Here is a 23717-nt window from a genome sequence, read left to right on the forward strand (position 1 = left end):
AGTGCGTGGATTGAAATGCTAATCTAACAGGGAATTTTGTGATTGTAGTATCGTCGCACTCCGTATGGAGTGCGTGGATTGAAATTTTAGAAACACGCATCCATCAAATGCAGCAGGCACGTCGAACTCCGTATGGAGTGCGTGGATTGAAATTTTGAATATTGTTACGATCTGGAAGACATAACCGTGTCGCACTCCGTATGGAGTGCGTGGATTGAAATATAGCAGCAAATACAGCAGCATCAAAGATGTCAATGTCGCACTCCGTATGGAGTGTGTGGATTGAAATCAGTCCTGAGCGGAGTTGCTGGAGACAAACAGGTTGTCGCACTCTGTATGGAGTCTTGTGGATTGAAATGTGAACTTGTTTGATTAACTTTGCGCTGCTTATCGCTGCTAATGCAATCAGCAGAAAGCCCAACTCAATTTCCTCTAGTATAATTAAATTGGGTAGTCATGCTGCCAATCGATTCGCAGCTTTGAAGATTAGAAGTTTTGAAGATGTTATCCATATATCAACCGATGAGGAGTGTCAGGACATGTCCATACATCACATAGGTCAAAAGGTTACTTTTGCCGATATCAAAACGAGGTTGCCTCACGAGAGCTGGATGTATACACAGAATGAAGCACATGATGGTGAGTTTGATGCCGAGGAAGTACGGCTACATTCAGGTGATCTTCATATCAATGAGCTGTTGCTGGATGAGGGGCCTTTTTTAATTATGGTGGAGGGAAATCTGATCGTTGATCGTTATATTGGAAACACAGGATCCGACGCGGCCTCTTCTAACCTGGTTGTGCTTGGTGATCTTACAACGCTTTATATGCTCGTGGGAGGGCAGGAAATATATATTACAGGTAATCTTTATGTGGAGGATATGTTCTGGGGAGATTACAACCATGGAGAATTGACGGTGAGAGGTAACGTAGAAGGTGGGCTGCTAGTAAGTACAGAGCAATATGGAATTCAGATCCAAGGACAGCGGAAAGTGAAGCGTCAGCTTGAAGAGTGGGAGGATCTCGGACCATGGCAAGGCTTTGACATGCTGGAGTTATTTGTTCCCGAGTGTGTAATTGACGAAGATACAGAAGAGCCGTTTCCATGGCGAGAAGAGATGATAAAGAGGCTACAGCAGGGACAGCCTATCATTAAACGAGAGTATATTTATGCCGCAGAACTAGCGCCAGATGTACCGGATTGCTTCGAAGATCGTCAGTTCACCGCTGAGAACATTGAGCGTCTTACCCACCCTTCATTATTACCTGTAAGAGCGGAGGGTGAGTTGCTGAACAGCTATGAGTTTTGGGTGGATGGACAGTTTTGCCGAGGTTCTGTCTACGGGGATGAGTATACCGAAGGCTATTTCCGGAGTCTGTATTTTCAAGACGACCACGGCTGTGCATTGTTGCTCAAAATAGAGCCAGCAGACCAAGCTTCAGGCTCTCCTAATGAACTTGCCGAGCAAGCGCGCACTCCTGTCTGGATGATCTCAGGCGCGTATCGTTATGTGAACAGTGAGAACTCCGAATGGAGCGTATTTACGGAAGACTCCCCTTCGGATATTCAGCAGTTAAGCAACCGTGGATGGGATACCTTGCTGCAGTCCGTATCGAATTACCAGTATGTCCGCACCTTGATTTCGCCGCAACGTATTCGTGATTTATTAGCGTTGCCTATCGCGGAGCCGTATGACGATTATTATGATGATGACCGGCATGGGTTGTGGATTGAAGACTTCTACTTTGCATTTCGACAAGCAGGTCAAATGTATAATGATGTTCCCCAGCCAGCTATGCTGCGTATTGGTAGAGAGTATACGGATACACAAGGGGAGACAAAGGTTGAGAAATACTTCTATACGTTACACCAGCATGCGGACGGCACGGAGATTGTGTTAATTGAATACTCGGCTCAGGAGGAAGAGGATGAGGAAGAGCCGTTGTTGCTTGAACTTCATTATGTAGGTGGTCCCCAATTACTACATGCCGTTCAATTGCTGGAACGTGGACGCAAAGAGCTGATGCAAGCGAATCAGGATTTGTTGGATGGGGAACTACCCTATGCTGTTGAATCCTTTGCGAAGCGATATTGGAAATCCAAAGGATACCTGAAATAAAAGAGCTACACCATAAAACAAGGCGCCCAGACAGGATATTGCACCTGACCGAGCGTCTTTGTTTGTTCATTTCTATAGAAGAGTAGAGCAAGCTGATGATGAGTAAAGATAGATAAAGATAGAGGTGGGCAAATATGTATGACCGTAATGGGTTAGCCCTTGTCTGGCGTTAGTTTCGAGCCCGGTTATTTGCCCAAGTCTCAGCAATTGTTCTTGCCAGTCAAGTTCTTCGAAAGGTAGCAGGATTGTAGGTGCAATCTGCCGCAGCTTATCTAGGTTGGCGTGTGGTGCATGACCGACAATGAGATCTGGATGGGCGTCTGCAATGAGATCCAGATTGGGAATAAATTCGTGCTCGCCCCGCTGTTCAAATTGATCCATTCCTTGTTCTTGAAAACGATCCTTCATCCAGCTAGCAACAGCACCTATATGGGGGATCTGACCTAGTGCAATCAACGAAGCGGTATAATTAAATGTAAGTGAGACAATTTTCTTCGGCTTCTTCCGGTAAATTGTCGGGGTGGAACCAACTTTCTGATAATGCATTATATTCTCTGCCAGCTCCATTGATCCGGGTAGCTCACTTTGGTCCCACTCCGTACGGAGTACGTGGATAGAATTTAACTTAGTAACGAAGACCAATATCGATAGTATAAAAAACTACAGGTTTATTACGCTGAGAATCTAACTCTTGCTAAGTCCATTACATACTTCGAAAGGTGCTGACGAATAGACGATGAATAACGAGCACATGAAGCAACGCATCGGTACGATTTCTTTGGAGCAGTATGTGCAAAGAGGGAAGATAACGCCTTGTTTACCCATAAATGTTCAGATCACACTGGAGAAGGTCAGAGCACAGGCGGATGAGGTGTGGAGTGTGGAAGCGGAAAAATTGGAAGTAATCAGCTTTGATTATGACGGGTACACGGTGAATATGACATTCCAGATGGACGGAAGTTACTTGTTCGATAGTGTGGATGTTTGGGACGAAGTAGAAAACAGCGTAGGAGTAACGCCAGAAATAGATTTGCATTCAGATTCAGGTACTTCTAAGTTAGATACACTGGAGACAGTGGAACGTGTTCAACAATTTGCGGCAAAAGCGGGGATGAAGCTGGAGTGGTTTGAAATGGGAGATGAGCGAGTGTGCTTACTGCCTAGTGCGGTGACGTTGCATTATTTGAAGCAGCAAAATAATTGGAAGCTGGTGAAGATTGCTGGAGCTTATCGGAGTGTGGAGGATGTTAGGAGCACCTTGCGCGGTATAGCTGATGCGATGGAATAGTCTCGGACAAGCGCTAACGATCACAGGAGAGCTTATTTGGTCGTTTTATGACCTTTTCTAATCCTAACGATCTCCACAGACCTTATTTGGAAGAAACTCAGCACAAAACGATGAAAAGTGGGGGCTTTGGAGTAAATAAGGTTTCTGAGGATCGTTAGAATTTTATGAAGCAGAAAAGTAGGCAAGTAGCGCTTCCTGAGATCGTTAGAATGTAATCACATCCCACCATTCCACGACCCCACCATTTCACCATCCCACTGTTCCTCATACTACCTACTTTTCTCCGCACACTTAGCACACACTAAAAAAACAGGCTTGAGTGTACAAACACTCAAGCCTGGGTTGGTTTTACTGCTATGGCGCATAGCGCCTATAATCAGTACTTCTGATTTTCCTGCAATTCCGCAGAATTCCAACTACTGGTTCCTATGCAATTCACGCACTTCACAAATCCCGAACAATCTGTAGGTTCCGCTCATTCTATACTTACAGCATACTTCTGTACTTCCGCACTTCTCACATCCGGGCTATGCCCGCCATCTCAAACTGCTCAGCCTAAGCCTCTTTCACCTTAAAGAAGGAGATGAGTTCTTGTAGCTGCTCCGATACTTCGGCTAATTCATCTGATGCGCTGACGATGGCAGCCATGGAGGTTTCCTGTTCTGCGATCGAGTGCTCAATGTGTTTGGTGCTGCTGGCGGCTTTGCTGACACTTGCGGACAGCTCGTCTGCGGTTGCGGACATTTCTTGCGTGCTCGCCGAGATTTCCTCGGTGGAACTGGAGATGTCCTGAATTTGGTTCGCTACTTTGTTTGTAGCTGTCAAGATATCTTCGAAGAACGTACCTGTTTCCCGTGTAACGTTGAGGCCTTTTTGCACTTCTTCTGAACCCCGTTCCATCGCGTCTGCCGATTGTCCAATATCTCGCTGAATCTCATCGATCAGCGCGCGAATCTGCGTTGCGGACTCTTGGGACTGCTCGGCCAGTTTACGTACTTCTCCAGCCACGACTGCGAACCCTCGACCTTCCTCTCCAACACGTGCCGCTTCGATGGAAGCATTCAGGGCGAGTAGGTTCGTTTGACCAGCGATATCCGTAATGATGCCCACAATACTGCTAATCTCATTGGAACGGTTCTCCAAGGATTGAATGGAAGCGTAGGTGTTCTGCACGGCGCTTGAGATCAGACCCATCTGGTCAATAACTTGCTGCATAATTTCATGTCCGTTGTTCGAACGCTGCTCCATGCTGAGTGCTTCGTCGGCTACCTCGGCCGAGCTTCCGGCAATGTTCTGCACCACGGTAGACATCTCGGTCATGGCGCGTGCACTTTCCACGGTTGCTTTGTCCTGAGACACCAGACCTGTAGAGATCTCACGAATGTTGGTGCTGATGGATTGAATATTATCGTTGTTTTTCGCTGAAATATCCAGCAGTTCTCGGGACGAATTCGATAGGTGACGAGACGTATTTTTTACTTTGTAAAGAGTGGTATTGAAACGCTCAATCATTGTATTAAACTTCTCGTTAATGACCCCAAGATCATCGCGTCCTGTGCGAATTGTGACGTTCAGGTCGCCAGTGCTTACTTCCTCAATCCCTTTCATGAGGTCGCGAATCGGGCGCATGGTTCTCTTCAACAAAATAAATTGCAGTACCATGAACAGAATCAGGAATCCGACCAGAAACATCAGGCCATACATAAGCAATTTATTCAACCCTTTGGGAACGGCACTTGCGTCAACATCAAAGTACAGAGCTGCGTAGATGGAACCATCTGCCTTTTTGATCGGATATATCAGTGTCGTCCAGGTACCGAAAGCATCCGTATAAAAATCACTAAATGCTGGGCCGCTACTTGCATTCATCTCATCAAGACCGTGCTCAATCTGGGGAGATAGCGGGTAGTTCGTACCAGGTAGATACTTATCTTTCTCAAATGGCTCGACCAGACTGGTTGGAATCGCATAGATCGGAGCGCTCTTCTCCTGATCCAGCTGTGAACCGAAAATGTAAGCTTGCGCGATGTTAGGATTAAAGGTGTGGATGGAATCCAGATAATCCCGCAGTTTACTCTGATATGTATCGGAATAACTCTTCTCGGATGTGGCTTGTTCGACCTGACTTGTGTCTAGATCCTTGGACCATTTCAATGTTGTAATCTCGGCTTGCTCCTGCAGTTGCTTGATTAAGATATTTTTTTGCAACTGATAAGCTGCAGTGATCAGAATAATTCCAATGAGAGCGATGCTCCCGAATGAAATCACCAGATTTTTGGCGAAAAATGGCATGGTACTCCAGCGAAGCTTTTTAAACAAGGTAGTTCACTCCTTCTGTAAAATTAAAAAGGACTTCACCTGGATGTCGTATACGCTGCATGTTGTATTGCTTTCAAGTTGGAAAGACTATCATCAATTTCTGTAAGAGTTGTCGTTGTTTCTACGGTTAAGACAATTACGGTTACTAAACGAGATTGGGATTTTGTTCTTCACGTATATGAACTCCAGGTAAGTTCTACTCCTCTGTTATATCGTTGTTTCGACATATATTTGTTAGATTTTCCAAGTAAAATAGGACTTATGAACCGGAACTTTTGAATTATTTTCGTTATTTTACGTAAAAAGTTTCATATAATTTGAGCAATGCATATCACAAGTTTAATCACAGTATTGTTATCTGCAATTTCAGGACATATGGCAGGTAATCTGTATTGCTATTCTCCCAGCCTGATACATCTTTTGACACAATTACGGAGAATGCGTAAACGACTAGTTAATAATTTAAAAATTTTGTGATCAATGTCACAGAAGGGTTATAAAAAATGTGCATAGCACCGCCGATAAGTCTATATGTGAAATCTCTAAGCAGAACCCAATCTGCCCGAGATCAAGACAATTTAATCGTGAAAAGGGTGGCTCACACACATGCGTAGCATGAGTATCGGTACTAAAATCAGTTTGATCGTGATCGGCATTTTTATCATATTCTCCTCGGCTGTGGCGGTCAGCGTCATCATGGAGATGAGGAATGGCATTAAGACATTTGCCACGGAAAAAGCGAAACGGGACTTGGAGATGGCGAATCACATCATTTCATACAAATACCCGGGGGACTGGGCCATTCAAGATGGAAAGTTATACAAAGGAGATGCATTGCTGGAGGAAAATTTCGACCTGGTGGATGAAATCGGCAATGCGTCAGGAGATACCGTGACGATCTTTCGCGGAGATGAACGGATTGCTACCAATGTGATGACTGACGGAAAACGCGCGGTGGGCACGAAGGTGTCCGAGCAGGTAGCTAAGACCGTTTTGCAGCAGGGAGAAAAGTACTTTGGGGAAGCTGTTGTTGTTGGCCAGAAAACACAGACAGCCTATGAACCCATCAAAAATGCATCCGGGGAGATCATCGGTATTTTCTATGTCGGGGCATCTCAATCGTTAATTGATGTAATTATCTCTTCCTTTCTTAAAACCTTCCTGATCGTAGTCGGCATTGCGATGCTGATTGCGATTGTGCTAATCGTCTGGTACGTCCGTGGAGTGAGAGCAAGGATTAACCGCGTCTCACTTGCCATCAAACGTGCGGGTACCGGAGACTTCACACAGCCGGTGGTGGATCAGGTGCGAGACGAGATTGGTATGCTTGGCGCAGGCTACAATGAGATGAGAAGCAGCTTGCAAGGCATTATTCAAGGTGGGTTAGACGCAGCGGACAAAGCAGGTCATTCGACCGGACTGTTACTGGAGATCGCAGACCAGACAGCAAGTGTATCTGAGCAGATTGCTGCTTCTGTCGAACAGGTCGCACGGGGAGCGGAGAGTCAAACCGTAAAGCACGGAAGAGAACTTGCAGGCGATGGAAGAGGTGGCTATTGGCGTACAGCGCATAGCAGACAGAGCTTCCAGCATCGCAGATGCAGCAGTGTACTCACGTCAGCAAGCGGATACCGGAGGGCGGGCCGTACAGCTAACGGTGGGACAGATGGCAGCGATTGAAACTTCTGTCAGTGCAACGGACGAAGTGATTCGCATGTTGGAGGAGAAATCTGCCCAGATCGGTCAGATGGTCTCTGCCATTCATGAGATTGCGGGTCAAACGAATCTTCTCGCACTCAATGCTTCTATTGAGGCGGCGAGAGCAGGAGAACACGGGAGAGGCTTCGCCGTTGTTTCCACTGAAGTGCGCAAGCTCGCAGAACAGGCTGGACAATCATCCAACCAGATTGAAGCGCTTGTTGGTGCAATGGAACAGGACATGCAGCAATCCTTGGCGGCTATGGCCCAAGTGAAGCATGAAGTACGGGAAGGACTGCGGCTCACACAAGAGACAGAGCAGAGTTTTACCCTGATTCGGGATACGAACCTGCGCATTGCCACGGAGATTGAAGATATGGCAGCGACCAGCGAAGAGATGTCCGCAGGCGTAGAGCAGATTGTGGCATCGGTGAACGAGATTGCACGTCATGCACAGACAGCTAGTGCCAACGCTCAGCTTGCCGCAGGGTCTACACAAGAGCAGCTCAAGTCTGTAGAGCAGATCAAGGAGTCTGCAGCGATGCTGTCTGACGTTTCGGCAGAACTGCAGGCATCCCTGAAACCTTTTAAAATATAACGTATAACGTAATCACCACCATAACTTTGTCCCATATCAATCTGCGGATTGAAGCGAAATGACATGAAGTCCGCCCACGGGTGGACTTTCATTGGCTTCTGGCTGGTTATACTGTTCTTACATGGAGCCGTTAACAGAGAAGTAAGAGCAGCCCAATGAGAGAAAGTGGGGAAGCCGTACGGCTCGCGGCAGAACTCAAGCAACACGTTGTATTTATGGATGTGCAGATGGAGGATGGTGACGGACTGGAGGCGACACAAGCGTTACTGGATGTGCTGCCTGAATGCAAGGTCGTTATTCTGACTACGTTTGATCAGGAGGATTATGTCTACCAGGGAATACGTGCCGGAGCCGTAGGTTATTTACTCAAGGACGCCGCACCGGAAGAATTAATTGATGCGGTCAGAGCTGCTCGTCGCGGAGAAGCCATTTACAGAACTGCGGTAGCGGCCAAGGTCATTGGTTTAGCGGTAAGGTCGACAAAAACAGGATCCCCAGACGAAGAAAGAGGCAACTCAACCGTGAATTCACCATGTAACGAGGAGAACGGTGAGCAGCCTTCGCCGCTTACAGACGCGTTCACGGGCGTGAGCTTGAAGTGCTGCAGGAGATGGCAATGAGGAGATTGCCCGGAAGCTGTTCATCGGTGAAAGCACGGTGAAAACGCATGTACATCGCATTTTGCAGAAGATACAGCTGGAGGATCGCACGCAGGCGGTCGTTTTTGCGGATTCGGAACGGTTATGTAAAATAAGGATATAAATAGGCCCTGTACCGTTCAAGCGGTTCAGGGCCTTCTGTTTCTGCTTATGTCGGATAGGTTGCTGTCATATCGTGGTTAACGTTCGGTCTTGTGATCCTTGTGTATGGATGGATCTACCGGATGTGTAGGACGCGAGTGAGCTTCGGAGCTTTCTGTGCTCGTTTGCTGAGGTGAGTAGAAGTTAATGATGTCGTCAACCGTGGAAAATACAACGTGCTCTGTTTCTTTACAATGATCTGTTGGAATAAAAACCTCTTTTCTTGTGATGGATATAAATGGGCAAAATAAAGAGCTGCCAGAGGCAGCCCTCGTATCAATTACAGTTTAGTAACGTTCTCAGCTTGTGGTCCACGGTTACCTTGAGTTACTTCAAACTCTACACGTTGTCCTTCGTCCAACGATTTGTAACCCTCACCTTGAATGGCGCTGAAGTGAACGAATACGTCTGTTCCTTCTTCAGTTTCGATGAAGCCAAATCCTTTGTCCGCGTTGAACCATTTTACTGTACCTGTTTGCATGTGATTCCTCCAAAAATAATAAGTTTTGTACGACCATTGGTATGAGCGGGATTCAATTCTGATTAATGCTCATCCGGCGGTTAAACCGAAGACTTAAAGTCCACTAATGTATCGATCTATATCATCATAACACGCGTGCCAATATAAGTCAATTTATGAATGTATTTTCTAAAAAAAATATGTTCATTGAAAGCGCAATCCCTTGCCAGATCGCATAAAAAGGTTCAGAAAAAGGCTGGATTTTTGTCCGAAAAAGAAAGCGATTACATAAACAGAGTTTTATTGTATATTATGTTGGAACCTTGAGCTTAATGAGATCGGTTAATGACCAGGGGTAACAGCCTTTATATATAAGGGAGGAATCATACGATGTATCGGGTCCTGCTCGTGGATGATGAGGAAGATGTGCGTGAAGGATTGGTTGTTGAAGTAGATTGGGAGGCACTGGATCTGCGGATTACGGGTCTGGCAGAGAATGGGCGTGAGGCTCTGGAGATGGCAGAGCGAGTGGAGCCGGACATTGTGATCACTGACATCAGCATGCCATTTATGGATGGTTTGGAACTGGCACGAAGATTGAGAGAGCGGAATCCATTGGTGAAGGTTGTTATTTTAACAGGATATGATGAATTTGATTACGCTCGTCAGGCGGTTTCACTTAGTGTGGATGAATATTTGCTGAAGCCATTCTCGGCAGGGCATCTTACCGAACTGCTCACCAGAATACGTGCCCAGATGGAGGCTGAGATTGCGGAACGGGAGGACGTACAGCAACTGCGTGAACACTATCGCACCAGCATGCCTTTATTACAGGCTGATTTGATCGCGACTTTGCTGCATCGCCAGAAATCCTCTTCCTACATTTTAAGCCGGGCAAGCCAGTGCGGACTGGAACTGAAAGGTAAACGTTATGGTATATCGATTCTGACGCTGCATCCATCGGAAGATCCGGAACTGAAGCTGTTTGCTGCTCTTAATATAGCCGCGGAAGTCTGGACAGATCACCAAGCAGGATATGCTTTTATGCATCAGGAGAGTGTTGTATTACTCTACGTGGAACCGCTGGGTGAGTCAGAGGCAATCGGAGAGGCAGAGAAGCTGCAGCAGCAGGCGCTGGAAAATGTGGTGCGCAGCATCCGCCACTATTTACGTGTTCCAGTAACCATTGGGTCGAGTCGTTTTGTGAACACCCTTCCCGATGTGAAACATGCCTATGAAGATGCAATGCTGGCGCTGGATTACCGGCTTGTACCCGGAACGGATTCCCTGATCTACATTGCCGATGTAGAGCGTCAGGCCGCAGGAAAGCTGCGTTTTGATGAATTGAAACAACAGACATTAACCCGCTGTTTGAAGGCTGGAACGCAGGCAGAGCTGGAAGAAGGGCTACAGATCATTTTCCGGGAAATTACGGTGGAGCATGGGAGAAGTGATATTCAGCTGTACTTGATCGAAGTATTAACGACGGTATGGAAGGCTGCGCAGGCCTCGGGTGAAGAGATGGAGGATATATTCGGCGCTGGATTCCAGTTGTATACGGATTTGTTCCGACTGCCGGGTCTGTCTGAGGCACAGCATAAGGTGAGCGAAGTTTGTCTGCTTGTACAGCAGCGGATATCTAGCGGACGCCAGCACGTTTACAAGGATATCGTGGAACAGGCACTTACGTTTACGAAAAAATATTATGCCGATCCGGATCTGTCCATTCAGAAGGTATGCGCACATCTACATATCAGTTCCGGTTATTTTTGCAGCATTTTCAAAAAAGAAGTGCAGCTCACCTTCCTGCAGTATCTGATGCAGATTCGTATGGATGAGGCAAGAGAACTGCTTCGCTCCACGGAGCTGAAGTCGTTTGAAATTGCCGAGAAGGTGGGTTTTGCCGAGCCTAACTATTTCAGCTTTTGTTTTAAAAAACATATCGGGGTCTCGCCCAAAGAGTATCGTAAACAGGCTGCTGCGTCCCCGGAAGGTTCCCTTCAATGAGCTGGAGCACGTTAACCACACGAATGAAATCGGTTGGAGCCAAACTCCGTCTGTATCTGCGCTCGTCCAAGGTCAGCAGTATACGTTCTATTATTACGTGGTCTTTCTCCATCTTCATTGTACTGGTTCTCACAATTATGGCGATATTGCTACATGACAAGTTCACGCAAGCTGCCGAGCGCAGTGCAGAGCTATCCACAAGACAGATTGTGGATCAGGTCAGTTATAACCTGGAGGATTACGTGCGAAGCATGTCCCATCTGTATCGTGCCATTGAGGAACATATGTTGCGGGACGGAACATGGGAAGCAGAGCAGGTGGATAAACAGCTGGATACCTTGCTTAGCAGCCGGGAAGATATCATTTCCATTACGCTACTGGATGCGGATGGACAACTGCTCAAGAACAGACCTGCCGCCGCGTTGAAACGCAGCGCTCATGTCACCCAGCAAGGATGGTTTCAATCTGCATTGCGTGTACCCAATCACCTGAGCTTTTCCTTACCGCATATTCAGAATATGTATGCTGGCCCTTATAAGTGGGTCGTTTCGATGAGCAAAGGTATCACCATTAAACAGCGGGGGAAGGAGCAGCAAGTCATTTTGCTGGTCGATATCAATTTCAAGCAAATGGATGAACTGAGCAGTCGGGTCAGCCTGGGGCAACGGGGTTACGTCTACATTATTGATGAGAGTGCAGGCAACATTGTGTACCATCCGCAACAACAACTCATGTATATGGGGTTGAAAACAGAAAATATCGAGCAGGCGTTGGTAGCTACGGGCAGTTACGAAGACGAGGCTGATGGGCAGAAAAGGCTGAACACGGTAAAGTCGGTGGCGAATATTGGCTGGAAAATCGTCGGCGTGGCTTATCTGGACGAGATTATGACGACACGTCAGGAAGTGAATGGCTATCTGATTCGTGTGCTGATCATTGTGCTGGTGCTTGTCATTGTGGTGTCCCTGTTCCTCTCCTCCAGTCTGACTCGTCCCATCCGGCGGATGGAACGCAAAATGAAGGCCGTGGAGCGTGGAGATTTCAACGTGGAGCTACCGACAACGGGGCCGCTTGAGGTCGAGCGTCTGGCGCGCAGGTTTAATCTCATGGTGAACAAAATCCGTAACCTGATGGATGAGATCATCCATGAACAGGAGCAGAAACGCCGTCTGGAGCTGGAGGCGTTGCAGGCTCAGATTAATCCACATTTTCTCTACAATACGCTGAATTCGGTTGTGCGTATGGTGGGCATGAGCCGTAATGATGAAGTCATCACGATGATTACGTCGCTTTCCCGGTTGTTCCGCATCAGTCTCAGTCAAGGCAAAACCATTATTACCATCAGGGAAGAACTGGAGCACGCCCGCCACTACCTGACCATTCAGCAGATGCGATTCAAACACAAGTTCACCTTCACCATTCATGCGGATGAGGAGCTGCTGGACTGCCTGACCGTGAAGTTAATTCTGCAGCCGTTGATCGAAAATGCAATTGTGCATGGCATCGAATACCACATGGATGAGGGAAACATTGAGATTGATGTGCAGCGTGAAGAGCACGTCATTCTGTTCCGCATTACGGATAACGGTGTAGGCATGTCGGAGGAACAGCTCGCGGGATTGCTCAGCGGTCGTCCGGTGGTGAAAAGCGGAGCAGGTTCGGGTGTCGCTGTACGCAATGTACATGATCGCATCCGGCACTATTATGGCGAGGGATATGGGCTTGAATTCGCCAGCGAGCTGGAGGAAGGAACAACCGTATGGATTCGGATTCCTGTTCAGGCAGAGCAGAAGGGGGACGGGATGAATGAAGGACTGTAGCGAAACCAGCAACAACATCAGTAGCGAAAGTAACGAAACTAGTGGCGAAATCAATAACCAGATCAAGAGCGCACGCCGTGTATTGGCCAAAAAAAGCCAGGCAACTCTTCCGGTATCCCCGGAATTTCGGCCGTTCCGGGCCTTGTTCCAGACAGCATCAGCCTGCTGCCTGTTATTATGCGCTGCCTGCGGCATAGAGGAAGCGGATCAACCGGCGCCGCCGCCGCGCATTGCGCTCATTACGCCTGCGGGCACCGGAGAACTCGCCGAAGCGATCCGCCTGGGAGCCGAGGCTGCCGCCAAAGAGCGCGGCGCACGGCTGATCACCGTTGAAGCGTATCCGGTGGATTCCGCTTCGCACACCTCTTCCAATGCGGACTATGTGATAAGTCCGCCACCTGCGAACACAGCGGTTGCTGTTGACCGTGATTTCACTCGCAGTGAGCGTGAGCAGGCGCAGGTTCAGGCAGCGGCTCTCGCACTGAAACAAGGGGCAACAGCGCTGCTCGTCGATCCGCTAAGTGAAGATGCGCTTGGCGATATCATTCGCGAAGCAGAGACAGCAAGAACGGATGGAGGTATCGTGCCCGTTATTGTGCTGAATGATGAGTTCCCTGTTAGAGGCATCACCAGTGTCATCTCAATGGACAATCTCGAAGCAGGTCGTCAGGCTGGTCAGGCGATGGCAGAATTGTTGCAGGGGCACGGTCAGATTGCTTTAGTGGGTCCGGATGCGCTGAATGCAGGCTTGGTTCTCCGGGAGCAGGGGATCAAGGAAGCGTTGCAAAACTATCCAGGCATCAAAATCATCCCCAAATCAGTATGCAACAACCGGGATGCTTGCTGGCAAGCGGTAAAGCAACTACTGGATCAGCATGAGCTAACCGGATTGATTGCTCTTCAAGAGCCGGCCTCGCTCGGGGCAGCGGATGAACTGCATCGGCGCAAGGATGACAGGCCGATCAGCATTGTGGGGTTTGGTAGCGAGCAGCAGCAATTGGAGCAGCTGCAGGAAGGTGTTTTTCAACGATTGATTGTACAGAACGGGTACAGCGCCGGATACTTAGGGCTTAATCAAGCCCTTGCCAAACTGGAACGGGAACATGTGCAGACCCGAGTTATCCTGGAGACCAAGGTGGTTAGTACAGACAATATGTTCTGGATGGATAACCAGAAGCTGTTATTTCCATTTGTGCAATAGAACTGATGAGGATTTCGATAGAACAGATGAAGATATTGTATTCGAAAATAATGTAAACCCTTTCATAATAAAGACATCGGTAAAGCCGAATGAACTTGGGGGAGGTCATTAAGAATGAAAAAGAAAACGTGGATGACATTGATGCTTACGGTATGTATGGCTGTTGCGGCAGGGTGCAGCAACGGGGGGAACAGCACCGGTGAAAGCGGCAGCGCAGGGACCGACAGTGGAACGAAGGCAGAAGCCGGAACGCAGGCTGAAAATCCGAAAATCGGGGTTGCCATCTATAAGTTTGACGATACGTTTATGACGGGAGTACGGAACGCGATGACTGCGGCAGCAGAGGGGATCGCTACCCTTGATATCGTAGACAGTCAGAATGCACAGCCGACCCAGAACGAGAAAGTGGACCTGTTTGTGTCCAAAAAATACAATGCCATGGCGGTGAATCCGGTAGACCGTACAGCAGCAGGTGTCATTATCGATAAGGCTAAAGCGGCGAACATTCCAGTGGTATTCCTGAATCGTGAGCCTGTAGCAGAAGACATGAACAAGTGGGATAAAGTGTATTACGTTGGTGCCAAAGCAGAAGAGTCGGGTACGATTTCCGGTCAATTGATCGTGGATTACTGGAAAGCTCATCCGGAAGCAGATAAAAACGGCGACGGCAAGCTGCAATACGTTATGTTGAAAGGTGAACCGGGTCATCAGGATGCCGAGCTGCGCACCAAATATTCCGTTCAGGCGATTCAAGATGCCGGCATTGAGGTTGAAGCGCTGGCTGAAGATACGGCGATGTGGGATCGGGTCAAAGGACAAGAGAAAATGCAGGCATTCCTTGCTTCTCATGGCGACAAAATTGAAGCGGTGCTGGCGAATAATGATGACATGGCTCTCGGTGCGATTGAGGCATTGAAGGCAGCAGGTTACTTCAAGGATGGCAAATCAATGCCCGTCGTAGGTGTGGATGCTACAGCTCCAGCGATTCAGGCTTTGCAGGATGGTACGATGCTGGGCACGGTGCTGAATGATGCCAAGAACCAGGGAGCGGCAACGGTCGCACTGGCTGCTGTTCTTGCCAAAGGTGAGACACCAACCAAAGAAAATACGAAATTTGATATTACGGACGGAAAATATGTCTGGATTGCCTACAAAAAAATTACGAAAGACAACATTGCCGACGCCCAATAACAGCAGCAGAGAGGGACGTATGTCACCCGGGCAGCGTCCCTTTTTTGCCGGTCAGATGAAAGGGGAAGATACGAGATGCAGTCACCTTATCTGCTGGAGATGAACGGGATTTCCAAAGCATTCCCCGGCGTGCAGGCACTCAGCGAAGTTACACTGAAAGTGAAGCCGGGAACCGTTCATGCGTTGATGGGCGAGAATGGAGCGGGTAAGTCAACCTTGATGAAATGTTTGTTCGGGATGTATCGTCCCGATGCTGGCTCGGTTCGCATGGATGGAAAGGATGTAGAGATTCCCCATTCCAAGGCCGCGCTACAGCATGGCATATCCATGATTCATCAGGAACTTAATCCGGTTCCGCACCGTCCAGTGATGGAAAATATATGGTTGGGGCGTTTTCCGATGAAAGGCCTGTTGGTCGATGAGAAACGGATGTATACCGATACGCTCGCACTGTTCCAGGATTTGAATCTGGATATTGATCCGAAGGCGCTTGCCGGAACGTTGTCTGTATCCAAGATTCAATCGATGGAGATTGCGAAAGCGGTATCCTTCCACTCCAAAGTCATTGTGATGGATGAACCTACCTCATCCCTGACAGGTAAAGAAGTAGAGCAACTGTTTACGATCATCAACAAGTTGCGAAGCCGCGGCGTGTCGATCATCTATATCTCGCACAAGATGGAGGAAATTTTGACGATTTCCGATGAAGTGACCATTATGCGAGATGGTTTGGTCGTAGGTACCTGGGATGCAGCGGATCTGACGACAGATCTGATCATTACCCGAATGGTTGGGCGTGATCTGAGCGAACGATTCCCGGAACGGCTCAATGTACCTGGCGAGGTCATTCTTCAGGCAGAGGGGCTGACATCCAATCAGCCGAATTCGTTCCGGGATGTCACCTTTCATTTACGCAAAGGGGAGGTGCTTGGCATTGGCGGTTTGGTTGGCGCACAGCGGACGGAGCTGATGGAGTCCTTGTTCGGTTTGCGTGGACTCGCTTCAGGCACGATCTCTATTCATGGGCGCAAGGTCAAGATTAACTCGCCTTCAGCAGCCAAACGTCATAACATAGCGTTGTTGACCGAAGAACGACGAGTGACCGGGATTTTCCCCGTGTTGTCGGTCTATGAGAATACCATTATTGCAAGCCTGGGTCGCTACCAAAATCGGTTGGGGTTGCTTGACGAGAAGAAGGGGCGAGAAGAGGCACGAGAGCAGACGCAGAAGTTTAGAACCAAAACGCCTTCTGTTAACACCTTGATTCGAAACCTTTCTGGAGGAAATCAGCAGAAGGTGCTGTTAGCCCGCTGGCTCTTGACTAACCCGGAAATTCTGTTGCTTGATGAACCAACCCGCGGAATTGACGTAGGAGCCAAGTTCGAAATCTATACAATCATTACTGAACTGGCCCGGCAAGGCAAAAGTATTATCATGATCAGCTCGGAGATGCCTGAACTGCTGGGGATGTCAGATCGCATCATGGTCATGAGCGAAGGGCGCCTCACCGGTATTGTAGACGGAGCCGAGGCTACGGAGCAGCATATTATGAGGCTGGCCGCGCAGCAGCGGATGGCTGGTCAGGAGGAACACAAATGAATACAACCCTTGTTCATCAAGTGAAGCAGTATGTAACGCAGCGTGCTATTTTTATCGTGCTGATCCTGCTTGTCATCGGCATCGCCATTGCCGATCCGAACTTTCTCGCTTTTTCCACCTTGCGGGACATTCTGCAGCAATCCTCCACTCGTGCCATTATCGCACTAGGGGCGGCCTTCATTCTGGTAACGGGAGGCGTTGATCTTTCTGCCGGTCGTGTCGTTGGTCTAACAGCCGTTGTATCGGCCTCTATGTTACAGATTGATACGTATGCCAATCGATTTTTTCCGGATCTTCCACAATTATGGGTGGGGTTGCCGATCCTGATCGGTATTATAGCCGGGGTGCTTGTTGGATTAGTGAATGGTATTATCGTCGCCAAGCTGCATGTGCCGCCTTTTATCGCAACGCTCGGCACGATGGTGGCTGTGTACGGACTGAACTCAATCTATTTTGATACAGAGCCGAACCAGTCACAGCCGATCGGCGGGCTTAGATCGGATTTTACCACGATAGGTTCAGGTTACATTGATCTCGGTGGAGGATATTCGATTCCCTATATTGTGCTGATTGCCATCGGCGTTGCGCTGATCTGCTGGGTTGTGTTTAACAAAACACGTCTGGGTAAAAATATGTATGCCATTGGCGGAAACATTCAGGCCGCCCACGTATCGGGCATTCATGTCGCTCGGAACTTGATTGCGCTATATGCAATTGCCGGGGGACTCTACGGGCTGGGAGGCGTACTGGAAGCAGCTCGTACCGGCGGAGCAACAAACAATTATGGGAATATGTACGAACTGGATGCCATTGCTGCATGTGTTGTTGGCGGTGTATCCACGGCTGGAGGTATTGGAACCGTACCTGGCGTCATGGCGGGGGTGCTGATCTTCGGCGTTATCAACTACGGTCTCACCTTTATCGGGGTAAGTCCTTACTGGCAGCTGATTATCAAAGGATTAATTATTGTTGCAGCCGTGGCATTTGATATTCGCAAATATATGGCTAAGAAATAATACAGATCATCATCTATTTTCTTCCAGAGTGATATCACTTATATGGAAAAGCAGCAAAGAAGCCAGCCCTCACACGGTAGAGAGCTGGCTTTGTATATTTTACGAGGAAGTATACATTTCAATGAATAGGAGCTGCAATGCTGATATGCACGTTTTTATATTACAATTGCTTCATATGCCCTGTTCTTTTTAAAAATTATACATCCTTGCGAATTTTATCAGCTTCCAATAATCGACAACATCAGCTAATCATAATCGATATAATATTTGTGAATATGTTATTAGTGTGACTTTTGTCTAAGGGGGCGAGGCTGTTTGCTAAGTTACACAATGAAGATGGTGATATTCCCACTAGGTTGCCTGCTTGTCATTGTATCCTCAATTATATTGGGACAAACAGCGCATCCGGTCTTGATGATGCTTACAGGTATTTTGCTGATCATGAGTATATGGGGAGAGCGACGTTATCCATTTTTAAGAATGATACAATGGTTGATCCTCGGTGCATTTCATTATTTCAGTCAATTGAACTGGTGTAATTTGCTCTATTATATGCTTATTATTTCAATGATTCAGAACAAACAGCAAATAATACAGAGCTTGCCGATTTCACTGCTGCTCATGCTCCAGTATACGATCATACGACTGTCTTATGTTCCAACGGATGCTTACACTTTACTGGTGTCTTTATTTGATCTGCTGACCTCGGTAGTGGTTATCGTTCTATACCATACGCTCATGAACAGTGAGTCCGAGAAACAGAAACTCCGGAAAAAAAATCAATTTCTTACCCTTCATGATCCGCTTACAGGATTGCTGAATTATGAAGGATATATGAAGGTGCTTCATCGGACGCTGGAGGAAGAACGATCTTTCCTCTTGGTTCTTTTGAATGTCAATAATTTCAGTGGATATAAGAAAGGATCAGATGATCCCTGGTGCGCAGTCATTAAGGGGATCGGAACAAAGATCACCGATCAGTTTCCCGAAGCTTATGGTGTATCAAGGTATGCAGGTGACCGATTCGCTGTGGTGTTGCCGCAAATACGCCATATCGAAGAGCGGATATCCTCTTTGCTGTCCAATCAGCTGCAGGGATTGCAAGTAAGTTATAGCATATCTCGTTATCCGAAACTATCACAAACCTTGCAGCAATTCATGACGACAGCGGAAGATCAGCTGATCCAACAGCAGCGCAGCCAGTGGATTAAAAATGAAGAGGAAGTATTTCGTTCCGAGAGACTGCGAGCTGTAGGTGAGCTTGCTGCAGGCATGGCGCATGAGATACGAAACCCACTTACTGCGATTCGGGGGTTTTTGCAGCTGTCGCGCGGGCAAGCCTTCAATATTGCACCGTGGTATGAAGTTATTATGAGCGAGGTAACCAGAGTCACCGATTTAACGGGGGAGTTTTTGCAATTTTCCAAGCCACAAGTCCATCATATGAAACCGGAGAAGCTGGCACATTGCCTGGAGCGGGTCATGTCGTTGACCGAATCGGATGCTGCCTCAAGAGGGCATCGGATTACACTTCATGTGAAGGATGAGTCGGTTTATGTGAACATGGATCGGGATAAAATTGTACAAGTTCTAATCAATCTGATTCGTAATGCATTTGAAGCGATGTCAGACCCCGGCGAGGTACATATGTACATGATGCAAGAAGGGGACAAGGTATTAATCTCAATAGCGGATACGGGCAGCGGAATTCCCGAGAGTTCGTTAACCGAGATTTTTAACCCGTTTTTTACGACAAAAGAGGAAGGCACGGGACTGGGTCTTGCGCTTTGTCAAAAAATTGTTCAGGATCATAACGGTAAAATTACCGTACAAAGTGAGATGGGCGCAGGTTCCACCTTCACCTTACAGCTGCCTGTTGAGACGGATAAATTGTAAGTGTTATATGCCAGACCAGCGCAAAAAGGGGGAATCAGTCTTGCTGGGGATGTTATCCATATGGAATAAAGAAGGGCTGTCCTGCGGATATCCATCGGTCATTGATTATGATCAATCATCGATGGCGATCCGGGCAGCCCTTATTCGCGTCTTAGCCTATTTATAGTGACGTATCATGTGACGTGTCTCTTGGTCTGGGAGAAGGGGAGATCGATAACTTGCGCCACAACCATTCGACTGGCCCTAGTTGATATTTGCGTAGCCAGAGGTGGGAGAAAAGCATTAAGAACAGACATATGACAAGCCACATCAACAAAATAAACAGGGAAGAGGGGCGTCCGCCCAGGCCAAGCCCCCATCCATAGAAGATCACAGAAGCGATGATATTTTGTGCAATGTAACAGCTCAGTGCCATCTTGCCAATCTCACCAAAACGCTCAAACAGCTTGGGGAGAAAGCCTTTTTCCAAAAAGCAGGCGATCATTCCGAGATAACCCAGTGTAAGTACAGGAGCGCTGATATAGCGTACCCAAATATCCATAATCCCTCCGGGAACAAGCAGGAGCAGGTTCAGGGGAATGCCTGCCGCAAGCCCGGTAATCATCAGTTTCCGACGTTTGAGGCGTCCAGACTCATCGTTGGAGAATATCCCTGTCCGCATAAACAACGCTCCCAGCAGAAATAAAAAGATATTCAGCGGGATGATGGCAATCGATTCTGCACGGAAAAATCCGAAGTTGTTCAAACGAAACATGACTTGCTCCCACCACGTTCCGGAAGTGTACAGCTGTGTAATGGTATTCATACCGTTGAAGGATGAACCGGACTCGAATGCCAGCAGGGCTGTAATTCCTGTCACTCCGATTACATGTATGCTCCCCGCGATTCCCAGCATCGTCAGCACAAAGCGTCTGGAGCGATGAATGATGAGGGAAACAATCATCCCTGTGATGGCATAACTCATCAGCACATCATATTCCATGACGAGAGTGTAGTGCAGCAATCCGTCCAGCAGCAACAGTGCGCATGACCAGATGTATACACCGGGCCATGCATAGCCTTCACGAACGGCTTTTTGACGTTTTAATTCCATGCCGGCTCCAAACAGCAGAGTGAGCATACCTAGAAATTTTCCATTCACCAAGATAAGCATGGTGGTCTGTATCAAACGATCTCCTGAATTCCACCACGGTTCAAGAGCGTTGCCGAATACAAGGTTCAGATCACCAAGATAAGCAAAAATCCAGATGTTGGTTCCCAAGGTCCCGATAATGGCAAAACCTCGAAGGATGTCCAGTAAGGCAATCCGTTTCATGAAGTCCTCCTTTTTTTGGCACATATGAATTAAAAACAATATAACACATATGTACTAAAAAGAAGTATTAAATTTTAAGGTACATCAGGTTTATGGGGAAGTGGTCATTTGTGATTCGCATTTTAATGATTCGTAATTTGGAAAATATGGTATTATCTATTGAATCCAGTATAATCTCAGAGGCAAGCTAGTTTATCGTATGTATTGCAGATTTAAGTCAAAAAGGAGGCATCAGTGTGATTAAAAAACAATCTCTCAACCTTACAACGATGAAGTGGAAAACGATCGTAGCTGCTTTTCTGGCAGTAATGCTATTTATGTTGTCCGTTGTCCCGGCTCTTGCAGCTTCTCCAGGAAAAACCGTAAATGCATCAGCCAAACTAGCTTATAACCTCAAAGGACTCAAGTTTGACCGGGTGGTGCAGAAAGCTTATATAGCAGACAAGTACGTATACGTAACGCAGCGGGTGAATACGACATGTCAACTTTCCAGACTACTAATCAAAGGTAATAATGCCGAATACGTGGATCATATGACGATTACAAACAGCGGGCATTGCCAGACGTTGGACATGTATACGTATAACGGATCGAACTATTTTTATTTTAGTTCCAAAGCGGATTCATCATCTGATAATGTCTGGTCCCTTCAGGTAGCGAGACTTCAATATTCGGCTGGTAAAACTGTAGACTATACCGATCTTCATCGGTTTACTTATATGAACTATGCAAATAAAAAGGGTTCGAAGCAGGGAACAACGTATCGAGTAGATGGCGGTGGCAACAGCAACTACACCGTGTTCCGGATTCAGACGAGGGAAGGCGGAAAGTCAAACACGGATAAGGTAGTCTGGTCTGTGTATGATACGGCTGCATTAAACAGGTTGCTTGATCAGAACAAGCAGGTTCGCATGGACAGCCCTGCGGCAATTAAAGCAGCAGTCTCCAGTTTTACACAGTCGGGTAGCGGAATTATTCGGCCAAATGGTTCTTTCCAAGGGGTAGACTTGCTGGGTAAGACTCAAATATTTACATCTGGTGGGGCAGAAGGAGATACGCCTCAGATGGCTAAAATCTCAAGTTCAGGCACGTATCAGTCTCTTGTAAAAATAACGAATGTCGGAAAACATGAGATCGAGGGTGTACAGACGAAGAACGGGAACGTTTATTTTCTGATTGTGGCCGATCCTGGAAACAAAAAGAATGGGCAGAAAATATACTACGTAACAGATAGCGTATTTTAAGGAAGATTTTGTTGACTCTGAGAACTACACTGCGATATCCATCTATATAATATGAAAATGAGTATTTTGGCCGTTGTCCTTGCTCTGAAGGTATAGAGCAAAGGCGGCGGCTTTTGGGCCTTATGGAAGATTTGACCTGCTCACTACAGTTGTGCTACATTGTTATTAACTATTTGTTAATAACAAAATGTTAATAACAGAATGAGGTGCATGAATCATGTCTCATGGAGACAAAGCGCTTGACCCAGTCAACATTAGCGAAGAAGAGTTTTTAAAAACCTATGATGCCGGAGATTACGAACATCCCTCGGTTACTGTGGATATGCTCGTATTTACGATCCGAAGCGAAGAACAGGAAAATTACCGTAAGCTGGCGGAACCGGAGCTTGGTTTGCTACTAATTCGCAGGGGCGGTCACCCCTACTTGGGGCAGTGGGCGCTGCCAGGGGGATTTGTCTCCATGGAGGAATCACTGGAGGATGCGGCCCGGCGGGAATTGCAGACGGAGACAGGACTGGACGATATCTATCTGGAGCAGCTGTACACATGGGGAGATGTAGGTCGCGATCCGCGCACACGGGTCATTAGTTGCTCTTATATGGCCCTAGTGGACAGCAGTGAGCTGGAGCTACAGGCGGGTGATGATGCCAGCGACGCAAGCTGGTTCCGGATAGAGCAGAAACTCATCGAAGAGAAACGTCATATTCATGAACGTGGCCGGGTGACAGAGCGCAGGCTGCAGCTTATTTTGAGCAATGAAACAGAACAGTTGTCGGCCGTTGTGGAAACCAAAGAGCAGGTAGAAGGGCGAGTACGGAATAGCAAGTTGAGTTTAGTGGATGTTCAAGGGATCGCATTCGATCATGCCCAAATTATTCATTACGCGCTGGAGCGGTTACGTTCCAAAATTGAATATACGGATATCGCGTTTAATCTGATGCCGGAGAAATTTACGTTAACGGCGTTGCAGAAAGTATATGAGATTATTAGCGGCAAAAAACTGCTGGCAGCTGCATTTCGGCGCAAAATGGCAGACTGGGTGATGGAGACGGGTGAATATGCAAGTAGTGCCGGTCATCGGCCATCCCGGTTGTACCGATTAAATCCGGAGAGGGAAACATTGTAGTTGGGATGAGGACGAGTCA

20 protein-coding genes and 1 CRISPR repeat array (1 of these 21 running past the window's edge) are annotated in these 23717 nt (G+C 47.4%); of the genes, 16 read left to right on the top strand and 4 right to left on the bottom strand.

Going from position 1 to position 23717, the window contains the following annotated elements; all coding sequences use genetic code 11:
• Positions 1–289: a CRISPR direct-repeat array (repeat unit 28 nt; unit sequence ACTCCGTATGGAGTGCGTGGATTGAAAT) (it extends 11 nt beyond the left edge of the window).
• A 250-nt stretch (positions 290–539) separates the two neighbouring features.
• Positions 540–2120 (top strand): hypothetical protein, encoded by a 1581-nt coding sequence (locus ACUTVW_RS00500; protein ID WP_445643986.1) that lies wholly within the window; start codon positions 540–542, stop codon positions 2118–2120.
• 72 nt (positions 2121–2192) lie between these two features.
• On the opposite strand, the gene ACUTVW_RS00505 is transcribed toward ACUTVW_RS00500, so the two are convergent.
• On the bottom strand, positions 2193–2687 hold the full coding sequence (locus ACUTVW_RS00505; protein WP_445643987.1) for an ABC transporter substrate-binding protein: 495 nt from the start codon (positions 2685–2687) through the stop codon (positions 2193–2195).
• A gap of 169 nt (positions 2688–2856) precedes the next feature.
• Here ACUTVW_RS00505 and ACUTVW_RS00510 point away from each other — a divergent pair, with 169 nt between their 5' ends.
• Positions 2857–3408: a hypothetical protein gene (locus ACUTVW_RS00510; protein ID WP_445643988.1), complete on the top strand. Its 552-nt coding sequence runs from the start codon at positions 2857–2859 to the stop codon at positions 3406–3408.
• Between the two features lie 555 nt (positions 3409–3963).
• Here ACUTVW_RS00510 and ACUTVW_RS00515 read toward each other — a convergent pair.
• The gene (locus tag ACUTVW_RS00515) at positions 3964–5700 is read right to left on the bottom strand and encodes a methyl-accepting chemotaxis protein (protein ID WP_445644939.1); all 1737 of its coding nucleotides are present in this window, start codon (positions 5698–5700) and stop codon (positions 3964–3966) included.
• 633 nt (positions 5701–6333) lie between these two features.
• Between ACUTVW_RS00515 and ACUTVW_RS00520 the strand changes: the two genes are divergently transcribed.
• From ACUTVW_RS00520 to ACUTVW_RS00535, 4 genes are all read left to right on the top strand, one after another.
• Complete coding sequence (locus ACUTVW_RS00520) at positions 6334–7407, top strand: cache domain-containing protein (protein WP_445643989.1); 1074 nt, start codon at positions 6334–6336, stop codon at positions 7405–7407.
• On the top strand, positions 7334–8023 hold the full coding sequence (locus tag ACUTVW_RS00525; protein ID WP_445643990.1) for a methyl-accepting chemotaxis protein: 690 nt from the start codon (positions 7334–7336) through the stop codon (positions 8021–8023). Before ACUTVW_RS00520 ends, ACUTVW_RS00525 begins: the two co-directional genes overlap by 74 nt.
• Before the next feature lie 155 nt (positions 8024–8178).
• Complete coding sequence (locus ACUTVW_RS00530) at positions 8179–8643, top strand: response regulator (protein ID WP_445643991.1); 465 nt, start codon at positions 8179–8181, stop codon at positions 8641–8643.
• Positions 8644–8680: 37 nt separating this feature from the next.
• Entirely contained in the window at positions 8681–8785 is a 105-nt protein-coding gene (locus ACUTVW_RS00535) for a hypothetical protein (protein ID WP_445643992.1), read from the top strand.
• A 318-nt stretch (positions 8786–9103) separates the two neighbouring features.
• On the opposite strand, the gene ACUTVW_RS00540 is transcribed toward ACUTVW_RS00535, so the two are convergent.
• Complete coding sequence (locus ACUTVW_RS00540) at positions 9104–9304, bottom strand: cold-shock protein (protein WP_445643993.1); 201 nt, start codon at positions 9302–9304, stop codon at positions 9104–9106.
• A 369-nt stretch (positions 9305–9673) separates the two neighbouring features.
• Here ACUTVW_RS00540 and ACUTVW_RS00545 point away from each other — a divergent pair, with 369 nt between their 5' ends.
• From ACUTVW_RS00545 to ACUTVW_RS00580, 8 genes are all read left to right on the top strand, one after another.
• Positions 9674–11290: a response regulator gene (locus ACUTVW_RS00545; protein WP_445643994.1), complete on the top strand. Its 1617-nt coding sequence runs from the start codon at positions 9674–9676 to the stop codon at positions 11288–11290.
• Positions 11287–13110 carry a cache domain-containing sensor histidine kinase gene (locus ACUTVW_RS00550; protein ID WP_445643995.1) on the top strand — a complete coding sequence of 608 codons (1824 nt, stop codon included), beginning with the start codon at positions 11287–11289 and terminating at the stop codon, positions 13108–13110. The genes ACUTVW_RS00545 and ACUTVW_RS00550 overlap by 4 nt, the downstream gene beginning before the upstream one ends.
• Positions 13097–14311: a sugar ABC transporter substrate-binding protein gene (locus ACUTVW_RS00555; RefSeq protein ID WP_445643996.1), complete on the top strand. Its 1215-nt coding sequence runs from the start codon at positions 13097–13099 to the stop codon at positions 14309–14311. The genes ACUTVW_RS00550 and ACUTVW_RS00555 overlap by 14 nt, the downstream gene beginning before the upstream one ends.
• Before the next feature lie 114 nt (positions 14312–14425).
• Positions 14426–15502, top strand: a complete 1077-nt coding sequence (locus tag ACUTVW_RS00560) for a galactose ABC transporter substrate-binding protein (protein ID WP_445643997.1) — start codon at positions 14426–14428, stop codon at positions 15500–15502.
• A 75-nt stretch (positions 15503–15577) separates the two neighbouring features.
• Positions 15578–17101: a sugar ABC transporter ATP-binding protein gene (locus ACUTVW_RS00565; RefSeq protein WP_445643998.1), complete on the top strand. Its 1524-nt coding sequence runs from the start codon at positions 15578–15580 to the stop codon at positions 17099–17101.
• Positions 17098–18117: a galactose/methyl galactoside ABC transporter permease MglC gene (gene mglC, locus ACUTVW_RS00570; protein ID WP_445643999.1), complete on the top strand. Its 1020-nt coding sequence runs from the start codon at positions 17098–17100 to the stop codon at positions 18115–18117. Before ACUTVW_RS00565 ends, mglC begins: the two co-directional genes overlap by 4 nt.
• Before the next feature lie 315 nt (positions 18118–18432).
• On the top strand, positions 18433–20013 hold the full coding sequence (locus ACUTVW_RS00575; protein WP_445644000.1) for an ATP-binding protein: 1581 nt from the start codon (positions 18433–18435) through the stop codon (positions 20011–20013).
• 40 nt (positions 20014–20053) lie between these two features.
• A complete protein-coding gene (locus ACUTVW_RS00580) occupies positions 20054–20179 on the top strand; it encodes a hypothetical protein (protein WP_445644001.1) in 126 nt (41 codons plus the stop codon).
• Here ACUTVW_RS00580 and ACUTVW_RS00585 read toward each other — a convergent pair.
• Positions 20174–21328 carry a DUF418 domain-containing protein gene (locus ACUTVW_RS00585; protein WP_445644002.1) on the bottom strand — a complete coding sequence of 385 codons (1155 nt, stop codon included), beginning with the start codon at positions 21326–21328 and terminating at the stop codon, positions 20174–20176. The genes ACUTVW_RS00580 and ACUTVW_RS00585 overlap by 6 nt on opposite strands.
• Positions 21329–21597: 269 nt before the next feature.
• Between ACUTVW_RS00585 and ACUTVW_RS00590 the strand changes: the two genes are divergently transcribed.
• Positions 21598–22572, top strand: coding sequence for a hypothetical protein (locus ACUTVW_RS00590; protein WP_445644940.1), 975 nt, complete (start codon positions 21598–21600; stop codon positions 22570–22572).
• Positions 22573–22789: 217 nt separating this feature from the next.
• Positions 22790–23698: an NUDIX hydrolase gene (locus ACUTVW_RS00595; RefSeq protein WP_445644003.1), complete on the top strand. Its 909-nt coding sequence runs from the start codon at positions 22790–22792 to the stop codon at positions 23696–23698.
• Positions 23699–23717: the final 19 nt, after the last annotated feature.

The organism is Paenibacillus sp. TSA_86.1 (genome assembly GCF_052691815.1).

Bases quoted from the DNA above. Each gene is read 5' to 3' on its own strand.
- ACUTVW_RS00500 (WP_445643986.1), top strand. From the start codon at position 540: ATGTCCATACATCACATAGGTCAAAAGGTTACTTTTGCCGATATCAAA.
- ACUTVW_RS00505 (WP_445643987.1), bottom strand. From the start codon at position 2,687: ATGGAGCTGGCAGAGAATATAATGCATTATCAGAAAGTTGGTTCCACC.
- ACUTVW_RS00510 (WP_445643988.1), top strand. From the start codon at position 2,857: ATGAATAACGAGCACATGAAGCAACGCATCGGTACGATTTCTTTGGAG.
- ACUTVW_RS00515 (WP_445644939.1), bottom strand. From the start codon at position 5,700: ATGCCATTTTTCGCCAAAAATCTGGTGATTTCATTCGGGAGCATCGCT.
- ACUTVW_RS00520 (WP_445643989.1), top strand. From the start codon at position 6,334: ATGCGTAGCATGAGTATCGGTACTAAAATCAGTTTGATCGTGATCGGC.
- ACUTVW_RS00530 (WP_445643991.1), top strand. From the start codon at position 8,179: ATGAGAGAAAGTGGGGAAGCCGTACGGCTCGCGGCAGAACTCAAGCAA.
- ACUTVW_RS00540 (WP_445643993.1), bottom strand. From the start codon at position 9,304: ATGCAAACAGGTACAGTAAAATGGTTCAACGCGGACAAAGGATTTGGC.
- ACUTVW_RS00545 (WP_445643994.1), top strand. From the start codon at position 9,674: ATGTATCGGGTCCTGCTCGTGGATGATGAGGAAGATGTGCGTGAAGGA.
- ACUTVW_RS00550 (WP_445643995.1), top strand. From the start codon at position 11,287: ATGAGCTGGAGCACGTTAACCACACGAATGAAATCGGTTGGAGCCAAA.
- ACUTVW_RS00555 (WP_445643996.1), top strand. From the start codon at position 13,097: ATGAAGGACTGTAGCGAAACCAGCAACAACATCAGTAGCGAAAGTAAC.
- ACUTVW_RS00560 (WP_445643997.1), top strand. From the start codon at position 14,426: ATGAAAAAGAAAACGTGGATGACATTGATGCTTACGGTATGTATGGCT.
- ACUTVW_RS00565 (WP_445643998.1), top strand. From the start codon at position 15,578: ATGCAGTCACCTTATCTGCTGGAGATGAACGGGATTTCCAAAGCATTC.
- mglC (WP_445643999.1), top strand. From the start codon at position 17,098: ATGAATACAACCCTTGTTCATCAAGTGAAGCAGTATGTAACGCAGCGT.
- ACUTVW_RS00585 (WP_445644002.1), bottom strand. From the start codon at position 21,328: ATGAAACGGATTGCCTTACTGGACATCCTTCGAGGTTTTGCCATTATC.
- ACUTVW_RS00590 (WP_445644940.1), top strand. From the start codon at position 21,598: ATGAAGTGGAAAACGATCGTAGCTGCTTTTCTGGCAGTAATGCTATTT.
- ACUTVW_RS00595 (WP_445644003.1), top strand. From the start codon at position 22,790: ATGTCTCATGGAGACAAAGCGCTTGACCCAGTCAACATTAGCGAAGAA.